This window comes from Lactobacillus sp. ESL0228, from assembly GCF_003692825.1.
Classification (GTDB): Bacteria; Bacillota; Bacilli; order Lactobacillales; family Lactobacillaceae; genus Lactobacillus.
Genome location: NZ_REHJ01000011.1, coordinates 96,577 through 112,705, shown reverse-complemented (window position 1 = coordinate 112,705; position 16,129 = coordinate 96,577). Strand labels below are relative to the sequence as shown.

General features: G+C 35.9%; 15 protein-coding genes. 11 read left to right on the top strand and 4 right to left on the bottom strand.

The genetic code is table 11. The features are described from left to right. Positions 1 to 130 precede the first annotated feature (130 nt). On the top strand, positions 131 to 1,051 hold the full coding sequence (locus F5ESL0228_RS07615) for a cytochrome C5 (RefSeq protein WP_122019203.1): 921 nt from the start codon (positions 131 to 133) through the stop codon (positions 1,049 to 1,051). A 145-nt stretch (positions 1,052 to 1,196) separates the two neighbouring features. Further along, a complete protein-coding gene (locus F5ESL0228_RS07610; protein WP_122019201.1) occupies positions 1,197 to 1,802 on the top strand; it encodes a hypothetical protein in 606 nt (201 codons plus the stop codon). 59 nt (positions 1,803 to 1,861) lie between these two features. Here the strand turns inward: F5ESL0228_RS07610 and F5ESL0228_RS07605 are convergent, their stop codons facing one another. Beyond that, positions 1,862 to 4,855 carry a TIM-barrel domain-containing protein gene (locus F5ESL0228_RS07605; protein ID WP_122023371.1) on the bottom strand — a complete coding sequence of 998 codons (2,994 nt, stop codon included), beginning with the start codon at positions 4,853 to 4,855 and terminating at the stop codon, positions 1,862 to 1,864. A gap of 159 nt (positions 4,856 to 5,014) precedes the next feature. Between F5ESL0228_RS07605 and nagA the strand changes: the two genes are divergently transcribed. Continuing rightward, positions 5,015 to 6,169 (top strand): N-acetylglucosamine-6-phosphate deacetylase, encoded by a 1,155-nt coding sequence (nagA, locus tag F5ESL0228_RS07600; RefSeq protein WP_122023370.1) that lies wholly within the window; start codon positions 5,015 to 5,017, stop codon positions 6,167 to 6,169. A 293-nt stretch (positions 6,170 to 6,462) separates the two neighbouring features. On the opposite strand, the gene F5ESL0228_RS07595 is transcribed toward nagA, so the two are convergent. Next, positions 6,463 to 6,939, bottom strand: a complete 477-nt coding sequence (locus F5ESL0228_RS07595) for a nucleoside 2-deoxyribosyltransferase (protein WP_122019189.1) — start codon at positions 6,937 to 6,939, stop codon at positions 6,463 to 6,465. A 16-nt stretch (positions 6,940 to 6,955) separates the two neighbouring features. Then, positions 6,956 to 7,756, bottom strand: a complete 801-nt coding sequence (locus tag F5ESL0228_RS07590) for a tyrosine-protein phosphatase (protein WP_122023369.1) — start codon at positions 7,754 to 7,756, stop codon at positions 6,956 to 6,958. 138 nt (positions 7,757 to 7,894) lie between these two features. Here F5ESL0228_RS07590 and F5ESL0228_RS07585 point away from each other — a divergent pair, with 138 nt between their 5' ends. From F5ESL0228_RS07585 to phnE (F5ESL0228_RS07560), 6 genes are all read left to right on the top strand, one after another. Beyond that, the gene (locus F5ESL0228_RS07585; RefSeq protein ID WP_199688589.1) at positions 7,895 to 8,368 is read left to right on the top strand and encodes a universal stress protein; all 474 of its coding nucleotides are present in this window, start codon (positions 7,895 to 7,897) and stop codon (positions 8,366 to 8,368) included. A gap of 445 nt (positions 8,369 to 8,813) precedes the next feature. Beyond that, positions 8,814 to 9,740, top strand: coding sequence for a phosphate/phosphite/phosphonate ABC transporter substrate-binding protein (locus F5ESL0228_RS07580; RefSeq protein WP_122019181.1), 927 nt, complete (start codon positions 8,814 to 8,816; stop codon positions 9,738 to 9,740). A 321-nt stretch (positions 9,741 to 10,061) separates the two neighbouring features. Beyond that, the gene (phnD, locus tag F5ESL0228_RS07575) at positions 10,062 to 10,994 is read left to right on the top strand and encodes a phosphate/phosphite/phosphonate ABC transporter substrate-binding protein (protein ID WP_122023368.1); all 933 of its coding nucleotides are present in this window, start codon (positions 10,062 to 10,064) and stop codon (positions 10,992 to 10,994) included. A gap of 12 nt (positions 10,995 to 11,006) precedes the next feature. Continuing rightward, complete coding sequence (gene phnC, locus F5ESL0228_RS07570; protein WP_122019177.1) at positions 11,007 to 11,780, top strand: phosphonate ABC transporter ATP-binding protein; 774 nt, start codon at positions 11,007 to 11,009, stop codon at positions 11,778 to 11,780. Next, complete coding sequence (gene phnE, locus F5ESL0228_RS07565) at positions 11,773 to 12,576, top strand: phosphonate ABC transporter, permease protein PhnE (RefSeq protein ID WP_122023367.1); 804 nt, start codon at positions 11,773 to 11,775, stop codon at positions 12,574 to 12,576. Before phnC ends, phnE (F5ESL0228_RS07565) begins: the two co-directional genes overlap by 8 nt. Then, on the top strand, positions 12,576 to 13,388 hold the full coding sequence (gene phnE, locus F5ESL0228_RS07560; protein ID WP_122019173.1) for a phosphonate ABC transporter, permease protein PhnE: 813 nt from the start codon (positions 12,576 to 12,578) through the stop codon (positions 13,386 to 13,388). The genes phnE (F5ESL0228_RS07565) and phnE (F5ESL0228_RS07560) overlap by 1 nt, the downstream gene beginning before the upstream one ends. Positions 13,389 to 13,437: 49 nt before the next feature. Here the strand turns inward: phnE (F5ESL0228_RS07560) and F5ESL0228_RS07555 are convergent, their stop codons facing one another. Further along, positions 13,438 to 14,004, bottom strand: coding sequence for a DNA-3-methyladenine glycosylase I (locus F5ESL0228_RS07555; RefSeq protein WP_122019172.1), 567 nt, complete (start codon positions 14,002 to 14,004; stop codon positions 13,438 to 13,440). A 177-nt stretch (positions 14,005 to 14,181) separates the two neighbouring features. Between F5ESL0228_RS07555 and F5ESL0228_RS07550 the strand changes: the two genes are divergently transcribed. Then, positions 14,182 to 14,667 (top strand): hypothetical protein, encoded by a 486-nt coding sequence (locus F5ESL0228_RS07550; RefSeq protein WP_122019170.1) that lies wholly within the window; start codon positions 14,182 to 14,184, stop codon positions 14,665 to 14,667. Between the two features lie 53 nt (positions 14,668 to 14,720). Then, on the top strand, positions 14,721 to 16,118 hold the full coding sequence (locus F5ESL0228_RS07545) for a metallophosphoesterase (RefSeq protein ID WP_122019168.1): 1,398 nt from the start codon (positions 14,721 to 14,723) through the stop codon (positions 16,116 to 16,118). The last annotated feature ends 11 nt before the right edge of the window (positions 16,119 to 16,129 follow it).

Here is a 16,129-nt window from a genome sequence, read left to right as displayed (position 1 = left end):
TTTTGATTTTCTTAAAAAAACTATCTTTTTTATTTTAGCACAATAAAATTACTAAGAATTTGCTAAAGACAAGAAATTTGCTCAAAAAAAGTGATAGGATAATATTTCTGAAAGAAAGAGGTGTCTTTAAATGGAGCATTCGCACATGACGCGGCGTGAATATCGTAAACAGTATCAGAAGAATACAGCTAGGATAGAAAAAGTATCTGGAACATCTTCTTCACCAGAAATACCTGCTTCACGTAGTAATTATCGACACCTTAAATTGAATTTTTGGGAAATTTTTTCCGATCGACCATACTTAGCCGTAGCAGTTGTTGTTCTTGGAATCTTTTTTATTATGGCTAAACTATGGTGGCTTTTAGGAGTATTACTTGTCCTTGTTATTATTGGCATTTTAGTAATTGGGCGCAGTCATCATCCCAACCGTGTATTAAGTCTTGAATTTAAATTAAAGGCTCAGAGAAAATTAAGTATGCTGCGAGCTCTGCAATTCGGTGGCTCAATTGTTATGTTTTTGGCAACATACATGAAAAAGGTAGTCACCGTTAATTTTTCTACAGCGGGTTCAACCGATGGCTTGCAGATTGTTCAAGGTATCTTATCCAATCGTGGCGGCGTTTATGGGCAACAAGGTTCGTATTTTTTAAGTTTATTAAATACTTTAACCGGTGGCCAATTGTGGGGCAAATACCGTTATGCAACAAATAGTGCCCAAATGATGAGTAGCCATGCGGGACGATTAATTATTATGTGGATACTACTTTTAATGCTAGCACCAGCATTCTGTGTTTTAGCCCAGTTTTTCCGTGAACCTTATGCGAGAAATACTGCTTTGACGGCATCAATTATTGCCACTTTTAGTTTTATATTAACTCCTCATTTAATGCGCAAGTGGATTACTGAATACGCGATGGAAAATCAACTAGCTCATGATCAAGCACGGGCTGCAATCAGTATTGGACCAATGGCATATGTTGCGATATTATGTGCAGTATTAGTTTTAGTAATTTCAATCTATCGCATCGTTAAACAAGATAAATTTAATTGATATTAACCGTTTCTACTATGGATGCGGTTTTATTTTTTTGATACTTAAATATTAATTAAATAAGTTTGTTGAAATCGTTTGCTAATTTGAATATTAAGAAGTATAATATGCAATGTCTAATAATTTACATAAAAGGAAAAAACAAATGAAAAAAGCAAAAATAATTACTTTAATTACGGCCTTGGGGCTGTCCTTAGCAGGAGTAGCTACGGTTGCTGTGCACCCTGAACAAACTATTCAAGCGGCCGCAAAAGGTAATAAATACGGGCTTGTCAAACGCTATACCTTACCGCAAAGTTTACGCGGGACATGGTATACCCAAGTTTCAAATATGTCACCAATGAAGATCACTAAGCATTCTTTTTCAAGACCTGGGACTAATGGAAAAAAGCTTTACGCAGTTGTCTATGTTGTTGGTAAAGTTAAGGGAACAAATAAATATCCTTGGCAAATGCCAGGTAAGTTCGACAAGTATTATGAAAAAGCGATGAGAATTGAAAAAACACGCAAGATGCGGGGATTAAAATGGACCGTGATTGGACCAGTGGATGACCATGCTCCCAAGATGGCAACAGCTTATACCATGCATGAAGAAAACATAGATGGGCAAACCGTTAAAGTCGTCTTTGAAGCAGATTATACAGGTAAAGTAGTAAATCAGTACTTTACAACGCCAGAATTAGCTCAAAAATATAGTAAGCAAAAGTTCACTGATATGACTTATTTTAATTTAGGCGACTTATTGCAATAATAATTCTTAAATAAAAAGTCTAAGTTCTCGAATTTGAGAACTTAGACTTTTTTAGTATATTATTTTTTAGCGCGATAAAAGAGAATTTCACGTGCAGCAACCATTGCACCAGATGAATGATAGATAGTTAGGCGAATTGCTTTAGCCCGAACGTCTCGTAAGCCAATCACTTTATTTTTACTATCGGCTTTCCATTTTAAATGGTCAGCGTAAATAGTATAATTTGCACCATCGGTTGATATAGCAAGGCTAAGATCAGTAGGATCGCCGTCATGATCAATGTTACGAGGTACAAATACCATTCGGCTCAATTTTTCTATTTCTTTAAAAGTAAAAGTTAGTTGTAGTGGGTTATCTTCTAAAACTGATTGATTGCTTTGCCATTCACTGGCTAATTTCAAATCAGTTAAGTAAGCCAACGGATGTTGTGAATTGCTTTCAAAATTACATGTTGTTTGAATATCATGAATAGCGTAAGAAATTGCGGCTGGTTTAGTAATTACACCAAAAAGATCTGACCATTCTGAAACTTTACTACCAGAAACATAACGCATTCTAATAATGTATCGTGTGTTGGGTGAAAGCTCATGGAAAGTAAAACTTTTACCAGTAATTCCTTCGTAAATCAAATGATTAATTTCAACTTGAACACTACTTTGTTGAGACCAAGCTAATTCAAATGAGTGCGCGGTTATTTTACTTGAATCAACTGCTGGTAATTTGGGCGAGGATAAGAGCCCACTGGTAATTGCATGAACCAAAACATGGTCGCCATATATCAAATTCTGGACAATAATTTCAATTTTAGTATTAGAAAGCTCACGACTAGCTAACTTAATTTGTAATGCCGTTTGTCTTTGTTTTTGATATGAAGAAAATTCCGGTAAGACATAATTGGTATTATAGAAAATTCCTTCGTTAGCATGGTTAAAAGCTTCGATAGTTCCATATTCTTGTATGGGAACTATTTGGTCGTTGATTTTAACTGTTACTTGATCAGGATAAGCATCACACATAATTGTTAACTTGGTTTCTTGATTGCTATTGAATCCGGGGTAGTTACCTTTAATAGGGTCAAGTGTCACAATCAGCTTTTCGTCATTATAGGTACTTTGAATATGGGTTTCACAATGATTATGTTTAAAGTCCGTTAGATCAGAATCTGCATAAATTGTTGTTTCGCTACTTCCCTGAGGATAGATAACAAAATCACGTTGTCCTAAATCCAGAATGCTACCGCCGCGAACAAAAACTGGTAAATGCCATAATGGATATGAGAGATTATTGTAAACTCGTCCGCCAGCATATTTTTGGCCAGTAAAAAAATCAATCCATATGGTGCGAGGGCCTGGCAAGTAAAGATTATCCTTGCGAGTATTGCCACGATCATCTTCGCGGCCATTAGTTACTGGGGCAATTAAGAAATTATCGCCGAGCATGAATTCGCTATCAAACTGATCGGTATAGTTAGATCGTTGTTCAGGAAAAGCTAAGAATAAGGGGCGCATAATAGCAAACCCAAACTGTGCTTGTGCGTTTAAAGTATATAAATAATTCTTTAATTTAGCATGTAGCTTTAGATATGACTGATTAATTTCAGTTATTTTTTTATTATAAGTGAATGGAATTTTGCTAAAATTTCCTTGATCATCCAAGTTAAATAGTAGGGGAGTAAAGGTCTTCCATTCGAAGTCACGAACATATATTTGAGCATTGCCTCCACCTTGCGCACCATCAACGGCAGCTCCAACTAACGGCTGGCCCGAAAGATTTGCCCCGAGCATTCCTGCAACCTGTGTGGCAATATTTTCCCAATTACCGCCTATTCCAGCAAAAATTAAAGCAGCTTTTTTTTGCATTCCCATAAAGCCATTATCACTCAAAATTAGTGGACGTTTGCGTTTTAAATGAGTTGCCAATTGTTCATTATCTGAGTTTATTAGTTCGACGTGATTAGTGAAAGTAAAAGTCGTTTTTTCTGGTAGTGCAAGAGGTTCTTTATGCCAGAATCCGGGATGAACATCTTGTCTAAGTGCATAGTCATTAAAGAAGTCTAGCGCTTGGTGATTAGGCATTGGTGCTTCATAGTTGGGAACTAACCAGTTTAAATGAAAGTTAGCCATTTGGTAACGATCAATTAAGCCGCGCGCAGAAAACTGGTAATCTTCTTCTCCATTAAGAGATGCTTTGCCAGCCGCATTTGCATCTGTATTGGTACGAGTATAATAATTGCTTCCAAAACGAGTAGCATTGCGATCCTTGGCTTTGCTTGGTTCCCATAAAGTTGTGCAAAAATTGCCAATATGCCCTAAGCCTAATGCATATTTGGGTAATAATAGTGGTTGTCCTGTCAAAGTATAGTATTTTGCAATAATTTTTTGGGGAGTTTCGCCAAGTAGATAAAAGCTGTCGAAAATCTGGTCATGATGCATAATAGTAGTTAAATTTTGCACATTTTGTCCAAAGTCATATGTTCCTGTTTGAGTGGTATTGCGCAATTCGCCGTAACCAGCGTTTGACCAGAAAAAAGGTACTTGCAAAGGGATGCCACCTTGCCCCGTAATTTGATTACGGCTAATTTCAATTTTGTGGCCCTTATGACTAAAATAGCCATTCTGCAGGCCACCACCAAAGTAAAATTCGCTTTTCTTTTGAACTAAAAGTTCACTTGTTGCATTATTTGCCAATTCAAGTGGCTGGGCTTGAGCCATGCGAGTGCGGTGAATTGTTTCATCGAAAATACTCATTACAGCTGGTTTTTGTCCAAAAATAATTTGATAATTACCTGATTGAATAATTAGCGAATCATTCGTAGCACGAACTTGTGAATTCTCGAAAGCTGTATTATCAAATTGTTCGAGTTCGCCAAGTGGACTCCGTTTTTCATTAAAAGTTTGTTCAGGATCAAGTAAAAAGCGGAAAATACCATCAGCCAGAATGTAAAAATGTGCTACTTCACCAGTATTAAAGTGCAGTTCATAATAGTTTTCACATTTGCTGGCGCCAGTTAATGCTCCTAATTGATGTTTATTTGTTTGATTATTTTGTATCATGATTTTTGCTTTCTTCTTCAATCTTTCTACTACTACATATTATAACTAAAAAACAAAAACTTTCCGTAGTATTTGTGATTGAACTGGTAAAGACCAATTGATTAAGCTAAAATGAAGTCAGAAAATACCAGATTAACTTTTAATGGAAAGGCAAAAAAGATGACCTATTATATTCATGCAGATAAATTTTTTCTTGAAAATGTAACCGAAGATGGTGGTTACTTGGAAGTTCAAGATAATGGTAAGTTTGGCTTCTATTATTCAGAAAATGAAAAACCAGCGGGAAAAATACTTGATTACGGTGGTAAATGGATTGCTCCTGGCTTAGTTGACACTCATGTGCATGGTTCACTGAATGAAGATGTCATGAGAAGTGATTGGGATGGAGTCAATCGGTTGGCAGAAGGATTTTTGCGATCTGGGGTGACTAGTTGGCTGCCAACAACTTATACGGCAGGTGCTGATACTTTAACTAGAATTTGTCAAATGTTTGGAGCACATAAAGGAGAAGAAACTGGTGCCAAGATTCAAGGCCTTCATTTTGAAGGACCGTATTTTACAGCTGAACATGCCGGGGCTGAAAATCCTAAATACTTGCTTGATCCCGATATTAACCAATTTAACCAATGGCGGGACGATTCTCAAGGATTACTCAATAAAATTTCGCTTGCACCGGAAAGAAAAGGAAGTAAGGAATTTATTAGGGCTGCTGTGCAAGAAGGCGTTGTTGTTTCATTGGGACATTCAAGTGCTGACTATACTCAGGCTAAGGCTGGAATTGAAGCGGGTGCTTCAATGTTTACACATACTTTTAACGGTATGCCAGATCCATCACATCATGCCACCTCAATTTCTAATGCAGCTATGGCGTTAAATAATGTAACTGCCGAATTAATTTGTGATGGTCACCATGTGAATAAGGAAATGGTGCGCGCACTGGTTAAGGCAAAGGGATCTGAACATATTTGTCTGATAACGGATTGTATGGAAGCCGGGATGATGCCAGATGGTGATTACATGTTAGGTGAATTACCGGTCTACGTTAAGGATGGCATGGCTCGGTTAAAGGATGGTGACAATCTTGCTGGGAGCATTTTGCAACTTAATACCGCTTTGAAGAATGTAGTTGATTGGAATGTGGCTACTCCAGAAGAAGCTGTGATGATGGCTTCTTATGTGCCAGCCAAAAGTGCCCATATCTTAAATAAATGTGGTTCTATTGCTCCAGATAAAGATGCAGACTTCATAGTGCTGAATCAGGACATGACGTTAAGTGAAACTTACTTAAACGGTGAATCACGTTACAAGGCATAATTTAAAATATAATATTGCGGCCTCACGTATTACAAATTAAATATGTGAGGCTATTTTTATTTAAAAAAGCAAGTCATATATGGTTTGGATTGTACCAAGCCTTAAATGTTGTTGATCTGATGTGAAATTTATTAACGAACTATTGGGGGCTAAACGATGATTATTAATGTGTTGCAACATACTCCTAACGAAAAACCTGGTTTGATTGAAGAAAATATAACTAATTCTCGAATATTTTAGGTCTAAAAAACCGCTTCACAGTTATAGAAGCGGTTTTTGCTAATGGTAATTTTTTAATAAACGCCACCATCGTAGAAATTATAGCGAGGCTTGTTAAAATCAAAGTCTTTTAACTCACTAATTTTAATTGCATTATCGCAAACGCCCCAGCTCATTAAATTAATAGATTTACCAAAGTCTTCGTCGGGAATAACTAAGATAATGAACTTACCTTGAGACATTGCATATCCTAATTCCATACCCAAGCCAACATCTTCTTCATCTGGAAGGTAAACCCCAATCATGATATCACTGCCTTTAATTCCGGTTAAATCACCACGGTAGGTAGCAGTAGCCCATTCGCGATCATGTAAATATTCTGGATGTTCGGCAACATTAATTCCTTTGTATTGGTGGTCTAAAGGAACGTAACTGTTTTCAAGATCAATCGTTGGATTGGCTTTTAAAGCGGTCATTGCATCTTGATAAGCTTTGTTTTGCTTATCATTAAACCATCCGGCACCAAAATAGACAGTTTTTGTTTTACTCATTACTCTACTCCTTCATTTACTCAAGATAATTACGTTGCAACTGATCAATTTCATCATCAGTCAATTTCATTATATTATGTAAGTAGTTATCAACGCTACCATAATTTTTATTTATGGTTTCTATTACGTAGTTAAAATATTCTGGACAAACGGTTTGCAGGTCATGCAAGACGCTTAAAGTAACGTCATTAGCGCCTTCAGCTTTAGCTTTTTGCAGAAATTCAGTGACAAAGTTTTTAGTAGCGATATTAGTAAAGAGATAATCTTCTTTGATTGTTTCAAGAGGTACACCTAAAACAGTCAATATGAGAATTGCAGCAACACCCGTACGATCCTTGCCAGCAGTACAATGAAAAATCACGCTTTTGCCTGGTTCGGTATTTGCAAGCAGAATATCAAAAAATTGGCGGTACGATTTTTGAGCTGCCTCACTCTTAATCATGTCATCGTAAGCAAGAAACATATGATTAAATCCGGCTTTATGGTCATCATTTTTCTGGCTAATGATGTCGTCAATTCCTTTTGAAGCATTAGTTAAGTCTTCACTAAAAACGGGATCGAAATTGTACGTTGCTTCATTAGGCACACGATCTGGTTCGTTTTCGACTTCATCTTTACTTCTGAAGTCAACGATATATTTAACACCATATTCTTGTAGAAGTTTAAGGTCAGCTTCATTAAGTGTTGCTAAGTTTGCTGTTCGCAATAGCTTATGCATTTTAATGGTTCTACCGTCCTTAGTTGTGTAGCCGCCAAGTTCACGGAAGTTTCGACCGCTAGAGATTGGGAGTAAATGTTTTTTTAAATTTTCAGTCATAAATTGTTCCACCTTTTACCGTCTGACATTTAATACTTATTCTAGCAATAATTTATCGTGCAAACAATTATAAAAAAATTACTGTTACCAAAATTGTGTTAAAATGAATGAAACTAAGTGCAAAGTAAGAATGAGGACATGAGTATGAACAAAGTAAAAATTTTAGTTCCGGTTGATGGCTCTGAAGCAGCTGAAAGATCTTTTGATAAAGCAGTAAAAATTGCTATGACAGAAAATGCTCACATTGATATTTTAAATGTAATTGACACCAGACAATTTCTAGGTGAAATGCAGGATACGTTAATTACCGGTGATACGGTCTATCAGATGACACAGGATGCTGAAAAATATATGCAGAGCCTAAAAAAATGGGCACATGATAACTTGAACTTTGATGATATTGACTACCATATTCGCTATGGGAGTCCCAAAGCAGTTATTTCTTATGATTTTATTCAGGATCATCATAATAATTTGATTATCATGGGTGCAACAGGTCTCAATGCGGTTGAAAGAATGTTGATGGGTTCGGTTACGTCTTATGTTAATCAACATGCGTTAGCTGATGTTTTAATTGTCAGAACGGATATTGCTAATAAGCCACTTAAGTAAAGTTTACAAATATAGGTAATAAAAAGGACATGCAAAAAGTTGTATGCCCTTTTTATTATCTAAAACTTATTGTTCGCTTTTTTGCTAATATATATTTATATATATAAAAAATATTATTTATTTGATTGTTTTTGACGAACGATAATGATATTATTTATATAAAATAAACGTAAAACAACTTAAGGCTGCTAATACTTTAAAACTGAATTTTGTTTAAAGTTAGCTTTTAAATTAATTTCTAAATTGTACGTTTATTTTCTAGCAGTTAATCGCATAAGCTAAAACGGATCTGATTTTGCTGGTGTTTTTAAGTCTTTAAAAAGGAGAATGTGATAGATCAAAAAGTATTTAAATTTACGGGCGCTGCCAAGAATGAACTGGTATAAAATCGAGCATGGCAGTTGGTTAATTTTAAAAAATAATTCTATATAGGAGCATAAATAAAATGACTAAAATCAAAAAGTTTATATTAGCTTTTTTGGTACTATTACTGGCAGTGGGTGCAACTGCTTGTTCAAACAAAAAAACAGCTTCAAGTAGTTCGGAACCTAAATCACTTAATGTGCAATTTGTTCCTAGTGTTGGTGCAAATAAGTTGCAAGCACGCGCAAAGCCAATGGAAAAGTTGCTATCAAAGCGCTTAGGCATTCCTGTTCATGTTTCAATGTCGACTGACTATAATGGCTTAGTTGAAGCTATGAAATCCAAAAAAGTTGATGTTGGTTTCTTACCATCCGATGCTTATATTATGGCGCATAAGCAAGGTGCAGCTAATCTGCTTTTAAAAGCAGAACGCTATGGTATTAGGCAGCCAGGTGGAGTAGCAACTAAAGAATTAGTTACGTTTTATCGCGGAGAAATTCTGGTTAAGAAGGGCTCTAAGATTAAGACTTGGAAAGACTTAAAAGGAAAATCAATTTCAGTTCAAGACGTTACCTCGGATTCAGGCTATGTTTTCCCTGTTGCAGAATTAAAACAAAAAGGTCTTGATGTCACTAAGAGTTGTAAAATCGTATCTGTAAAAGGTGCTGATCAAGGTGTTTTAAACGTTTTAAATGGTGATACAGATGCAGCATTCGTTTTTGAAGATGCTCGAAATGTTGTAAAAAACGATGAACCAAAAATTATGGACAAAGTGATTCCAATTTACTTCACTAAGGCGATTCCTAACGATACAATTTCGGTTGTTCCTAATATGCCGAAAGATTTTCAGAAGAAACTTGCCCAAGCCTTTATTGATATTAGTAAGACTGAGCAAGGAAAACACATTATTGAAAGTGTCTATAGTCATGAGGGTTATGTTCATGCCCAAGACAGCGACTACAACATTATTCGTAAATATAATAAAATCATTGCGGCTAATAAGAAATAAGATTGCTACTCCAGAGTAGACGGGCATATAAAGTAAGCTAGACAGCTTAAAGCAAAAAGTTTCCAGCAAATTTACTTTGCTAAATAAGATATTTCTGTTATTATTTGATACGAATAATAATAAGGCAATGAAAGGAGACGTAGACTATGCAGAAGTGTGAACGATTCGCATCATTCACTATCCTTCCTGTAAGAAGGTCTCTTCGTTGCTTTCAAAATGTAGGTATTGTTCGTTTTTTGATTAAAGTTGTCATTGAAAGACTTAGTATAATTCACATTTGTGTTTTTAGCTAAAGTCTTTTTTTATGTCTAGGAGGACATGATGAAAAAATTTAGAAAATTATTAGCTGGTGTTGCTGTTTTGATTGCGGCTACAATGGCAACTGCCTGCTCAAATGGCTCAAGTAAGAAGAGTGCAGGTAGCGATGAACCTAAGTCTTTAAATGTTCAATTTGTACCTAGTCAGGCTGCAACTAAGTTGGAGTCACGGGCTAAGCCATTAGAAAAAATGTTGTCTGATCGGTTAGGTATTCCTGTTCATGTTTCAATGTCAACGGATTACAACACAGTGGTTGAGGCAATGAAATCTAAGAAAGTTGATGTTGGCTTTTTGCCACCAAATGGTTATGTGTTAGCACATAACCAAGGTGCAGCGGATGTCCTTTTACAAGCCCAAAGATATGGTGTAAAGCAACCGGATGGACGCCCAACGAAGAATTTGGTTAATTTCTACCGTTCTGAAATTGTAGTTAAAAAAGGCTCTAATATTAAGTCATGGAAAGATTTAAAGGGTAAGTCAATATCAGTCCAAAGTCCAACTTCTTCAGCTGGCTATGTTTATCCAATTGCCGAATTAAAAGAGAAAGGTTTAGATGTACCTAAGAAATGTAAGCTAGTAACAGTTACCGGTCAAGACCAAGCTGTCTTGAATGTCTTAAATGGTGATACTGATGCTGCATTCGTCTTTGAAGATGCACGAACAATTGTTAAGGATGATAATCCAAAAATTATGCAGCAAGTTGTTCCAATTTACTTCACTAAGCCAATACCAAATGACACAATTTCAGTTGTACCTAGCATGTCTAAGTCATTTCGTAAAAAGCTAGCTACTGCGTTTATAGACATTGGTAAATCTAAGAAGGGTAAAAAGATTATCGAAAGTATTTATACACATGAAGGCTATGTAACTTCTAAGGACAGCGACTTCAATACTGTTCGTAAATATGAAAAAATCATCGAATCAACAAAAAAATAAAGGAAGTATATAATGGCAGATTCTGCAGCTAAACCAATAATTGAGTTGAAAAATGTTAAAAAAGTTTATGGTAAAGATGTTGTTGGTTTAAAAGACGTCAATCTAACTATTAATCAAGGTGAATTTATAGTTATTGTAGGATTATCTGGCGCTGGTAAGTCAACACTGTTGCGTTCTATTAATCGCTTAATTGATATTAGTGCAGGCGATATTTTAATTAATGGTGAATCGATTACAAAAGCCAAGGGGAAAGAACTGCGGACTTTGCGGCGCAACATCGGAATGATTTTCCAAAGCTTTAACTTAGTTAAGCGCTCGAGCGTCTTACGTAATGTGTTAACTGGTCGAGTAGGCTATTATCCAACTTGGAAGAGTACCTTGAATCTCTTTAGTAAAGAAGACAAGCAACGTGCTTATGATGCCTTACAACAAGTTGATTTAGCTGACAAAGTTTATTCACGTGCAGATGAGTTGTCTGGTGGGCAACAACAACGAGTTGCGATTGCTCGTGTATTAACACAAAATCCAGATATTATTTTGGCTGATGAGCCCACTGCTTCTCTTGATCCCCAAACATCACGGCGGGTGATGCAGGATTTGAAAATGCTGAATGAAAAGCATGGAATGACAGTAATAATTAACCTGCATAGCGTTGAGCTTGCCCGCGAATTTGGTAAACGAGTCATTGGTGTCCGAGCTGGCGAGATTATCTATGATGGTAAGATGAGTGAAACTCCAGAGTCAACTTTTGCGCAAATTTATAGTGGTGGTGACCAAGATGACTAATGCTGACGAAGAAAAATTGCTGACATTACCTCGCAAAAAATTTAATTTTTGGAATTTGGTTTGGTTCATTATCTTTATTGGTGGCTTGTTTGTTTCAACTGGTGTTACCAAAACTAGTTTAAATGCTTTTTTTACCAATTTTGATCAATTTTCTGACATTTTTGTTCAAATGTTGCACCCTAATTGGGCATACATGGAGACGGTAATTCCACTATTACTAGAAACAATTAAAATGGCGGTTTTGGGAACAGTCATTGGCTCTGTTCTTGCTTTTGTTTATTCACTGCTAATTGCACGTAACATTGTAAAAAATAAGGCCATAACTGGTATTTTACGGGTCATTATGAATATTATTCGAACAGTTCCTGATTTGTTGCTCGGTGCGGTTTTTGTAGCTATTGTTGGAATAGGTCCTGTTGCAGGTATATTGGCCTTAGCAATTTGTACTTTCGGAATTGTTGTTAAATTATTTTATGAAGCAATTGAAACAATTGACCCTGGTCCCATTGAAGCCCTAACAGCAGTTGGCGCAAATAAATTGCAAATTATTGTTTTTGCTGTGTTGCCACAAGTCATTACTTATTTCATTTCATACTGTCTGTATGCTTTTGAAATTAATGTCAGAGCATCAACTGTGTTAGGTTACATTGGAGCTGGTGGTATTGGGTTATATTTGCAACAAACACTACAGGTCTTTGATTATGCCAAAACAGGAACGATTATTATTGTAATCATATTGGTTGTTGTTTTAATTGACTATGTTTCATCTAAATCACGGGAGGCGTTAATGAAATAATGGATATTACAATGAAAAAATTACCTCCTAAACCAGTTGATTTAAAGAAAAGAATAGTGCACTGGGCATTATCACTAATTACAATTGGAATAATTGTTTGGTCATGTACTGGAATAGATTTTGGTGGTATTAAAGAAACTGCTGGGCAAATTGCGGGTGCGATTTTCTCTGGAATTTTCCATCCCGATTGGTCTTATATCTATAACGGTACCGGTGAAGACCTTGTTTCCCAGTTATGGGAAACCATTTGTATTGCTTTTCTGGGGACTTTCATTTCGGCAATTATTTCCATACCATTTGCCTTTTGGGCTGCACATACTAAACATAAAAGATGGTATGTCTCGCGTGTAGGTAAAGTTGTCTTGGCAATTATCCGTTCTTTTCCAGAGATTGTTTTGGCGTTAATGTTTATTAAAGCAGTAGGACCTGGATCAGCTGCGGGGGTTTTAGCTTTAGGCTTTCATTCTGTTGGAATGTTAGCAAAATTATTTTCAGAAGCAATCGAAAACTTGGATGACGGTCCAAATGAGGCTGTAGTTGCTGCTGGTGGTTCAAAAACAAATGTTGTAATGTTTTCAATTTTACCAAATTTAATGCCTGCCCTAATTTCGAATACGCTCTATCGCTTTGATGTTTCAATTCGTTCAGCGTCCATCCTCGGATTAGTTGGAGCGGGTGGTATTGGTTACCCGTTAATCATTGCATTACAGTACCGGCAATGGAATCGAGTAGGAGTTATTTTACTTGGAATCATCGTAATGGTAATTGTGATTGATGGCATCTCAGGTTGGATTCGTAAAAAGCTAGTATAAATATAATTTAGAAGAGTGAATCACGCTGCGTTGCGCGGTTCATTTTTTGTTAGCCATGATATTTAAATGGACAATTTTCAAGATGATCATTAACTAAGCCGATTCCTTGTAAGTAAGAATAAATAGTAATTGGCCCCACAAAAGTGAAACCGTCTTTTTTCATTTGTTTTGATAATTTGATCGCAAGTGCACTCGTTGTTGGTACTTCGCTAGCTGTCTGCGGATGATGAATGATGGGTGTTTTAATAAAATTTTGTAAGTAATGAGCAAAACTGCCATTTTGGGTTTCAATAGTTAAAATGGCCTTAGCATTTTGAATTGCTGCTGAAATTTTTAGGCGATTGCGAATGATTGACTGATCTTGCATCAGCATTGCAATATCAGTTTCTGTCAGTTGGGCAACATCTTCTAAAACAAAATTCTTAAAAGCACGATGAAAATTCTCCCGTTTGTGCAAAACAATAGCCCAATTGAGGCCAGATTGAAATAATTCAAGTACAAGCATTTCATATAAATATTGCTCATTTAAATTCAATTTACCCCATTCATGATCATGATACTGTTGCATCATGGAATCATTGCTGCATCCCCAGGGGCAACGTAAATTTTGGTACATAATAAATTTCCCTTTCTAAAACACAATTTTTATTACAATTAAATACGAAAAAAAGGTATTATTCATTTAAATAAATAATAAATTTTAATATTTATCATTCTTTTATAAAAAATCGCCTTCAAAAAGTGCATTAGTAGTTTTTTTGGTATAATATAGAATGAACTTTAGGAGGATATCATGGAGAAGTTAGCTATAATGACTTTGGCCGATGATTTGGCCGCAAATCAAGAGAGTATTTTAAATAAAGAGACAGATTTTGATGCAGAGGCTGTTTATCAGGCGATTGATAGTCTGCAAGTATTACATAAGCCAATCAAAGAATACCTTAAAATGACGCAGGAAGAGTATTACGAGACTGAAAGTGATCATAAACTGACTTTGATTAACTTATCTGAACAATTGACTGATTTGCATGATCGTATTTTAACAAATCATGTTGACGGTTTTATTGATCAAAATGAAATCAATTTGACATATAATCATGAAAATCCTTATGAAGATGATTTTTATAATAATATAGTTGATTTTCACGTTGTTACATATAGCTTGAAAGTAATTGGTGCAGTTCAAGCAATTGCGGCTAAGGAATTACAAGCAGTTTTGTCTAAGGATGCGCTTGTGTCAATTGGGTTGGCAACTTATGCTTTGGCAAATGACAAATAGTTTTTGAAGCTGCGGCATAATGCCCAGCTTTTTTCTTTAGTCTGAGGCGAAAAATGAATGTATTTAAATATGTTAGAGGATTGGCTGATCAATTAAGCGGAATAAAAGACCATGCGCTATTTAATAAAAAAAATATTCCACTTGATCCAATGCAGGATTATTTGACAGTGGGCGAGTATCATATTGGTGCTGAGCAGCAAACGCCTCATGGTCAACCGTATACTCTGATCGTATATAAAGATGAAAATGATATTCTGCATCAAGCACTTAGCTCAGAAAGTTCAGATAAATTGGAACCAGAGTATGTGCGAGAATTTAATCCTGAGTTGGAACGCTATCGTGCATTTGTTAATACTAAAACGGGCCGACGGTATATTGTAGAGGACTATCTTGATCAATTTTTGCAGCGCACTCGAAGACATATTCGCCAAGGTAAAAATTCCGTTAATGTGAGCGTAATAACTGATACTCATTTTAAAGATTCTAATAGTATGGACTTCTATGGCTGGAATGGACTAACGCATGTCAAAGAGTTTTCTTATCTTGATCAATCAGGCATACTTGATTTAAAGCTTCATTTAGGCGATTGGATTGATGGCTCTGATACCGGCTTTTTGGGTGAAAGTGAGTTAATTAAGCTGCGAGATTCCTTTAAATCGACAGACGTGCCATATATGATGATCAAGGGTAATCATGACGAAAATGATAAATATGATGAGCACCATGACCTAAAGGCTTCTTTTCCAGAGAATGAATTTGAAAAAATTATGTGGCCGCAGATGTATGCTCAAAAAGATGTGCATTATATTTCTCGCCAACATGGTGTCTGTTATTATGATGTAGACGATGTGCGCTTTATTTGCGTTAATACTTCGGATCTTCCATATCATTTAGATCTTCAAGGACATAAAAAGTATGATGCGAAAATCACTTTAGCAGTTAGAGAAGATCAGATTGAAGAAATTATTGAAATCTTACAGCAATCATCAAATAAACGCATCGTTTTGATGAGTCATGCTAATCCGATTAATCGTAAGGGATCAAATGCGTTAAAGTATAATGGTCGATCGCTGCATGAGTTGCTGGTTGCCTTTAATCAAAGAGAAAAAGGACAAATGCATTCTAGTCGTGGAATTCCGCCCGAGTTTCGTTTGGCAAATGATTTTGATTTTACAAATATAAAAAATGCCCACATCATTGCTTATTTTTGTGGTCATCGCCATACTGAAGACCAGTACCGCATTAATGGTATTCAATATATTCTCTTTAATTGTTCAGCCTTGATGGGTTCTAACCATGTTCTGACTACTAAGTACAACAAGAATTGGAAGCGGCAAATTGATCACGCTACTGAGTTTGCTGGATACGTGGTAAATATTGACTTACGTCGACATTGTATTCAAGTATTTGGTTATGGCGCGGCTAGCAAGAGAAGAATTTTTTATATTTAGTAAAGAAAGTT

What these genes read in the sequence shown, in the direction of transcription:
- phnE (WP_122019173.1), top strand. Translation starts at nt 12,576, where the DNA reads ATGGATATTACAATGAAAAAATTACCTCCTAAACCAGTTGATTTAAAG.
- F5ESL0228_RS07610 (WP_122019201.1), top strand. Translation starts at nt 1,197, where the DNA reads ATGAAAAAAGCAAAAATAATTACTTTAATTACGGCCTTGGGGCTGTCC.
- F5ESL0228_RS07590 (WP_122023369.1), bottom strand. Translation starts at nt 7,756, where the DNA reads ATGACTGAAAATTTAAAAAAACATTTACTCCCAATCTCTAGCGGTCGA.
- nagA (WP_122023370.1), top strand. Translation starts at nt 5,015, where the DNA reads ATGACCTATTATATTCATGCAGATAAATTTTTTCTTGAAAATGTAACC.
- phnD (WP_122023368.1), top strand. Translation starts at nt 10,062, where the DNA reads ATGAAAAAATTTAGAAAATTATTAGCTGGTGTTGCTGTTTTGATTGCG.
- phnC (WP_122019177.1), top strand. Translation starts at nt 11,007, where the DNA reads ATGGCAGATTCTGCAGCTAAACCAATAATTGAGTTGAAAAATGTTAAA.
- F5ESL0228_RS07550 (WP_122019170.1), top strand. Translation starts at nt 14,182, where the DNA reads ATGGAGAAGTTAGCTATAATGACTTTGGCCGATGATTTGGCCGCAAAT.
- F5ESL0228_RS07555 (WP_122019172.1), bottom strand. Translation starts at nt 14,004, where the DNA reads ATGTACCAAAATTTACGTTGCCCCTGGGGATGCAGCAATGATTCCATG.
- F5ESL0228_RS07615 (WP_122019203.1), top strand. Translation starts at nt 131, where the DNA reads ATGGAGCATTCGCACATGACGCGGCGTGAATATCGTAAACAGTATCAG.
- F5ESL0228_RS07580 (WP_122019181.1), top strand. Translation starts at nt 8,814, where the DNA reads ATGACTAAAATCAAAAAGTTTATATTAGCTTTTTTGGTACTATTACTG.
- F5ESL0228_RS07595 (WP_122019189.1), bottom strand. Translation starts at nt 6,939, where the DNA reads ATGAGTAAAACAAAAACTGTCTATTTTGGTGCCGGATGGTTTAATGAT.
- F5ESL0228_RS07585 (WP_199688589.1), top strand. Translation starts at nt 7,895, where the DNA reads ATGAGTATGAACAAAGTAAAAATTTTAGTTCCGGTTGATGGCTCTGAA.
- phnE (WP_122023367.1), top strand. Translation starts at nt 11,773, where the DNA reads ATGACTAATGCTGACGAAGAAAAATTGCTGACATTACCTCGCAAAAAA.
- F5ESL0228_RS07605 (WP_122023371.1), bottom strand. Translation starts at nt 4,855, where the DNA reads ATGATACAAAATAATCAAACAAATAAACATCAATTAGGAGCATTAACT.
- F5ESL0228_RS07545 (WP_122019168.1), top strand. Translation starts at nt 14,721, where the DNA reads ATGAATGTATTTAAATATGTTAGAGGATTGGCTGATCAATTAAGCGGA.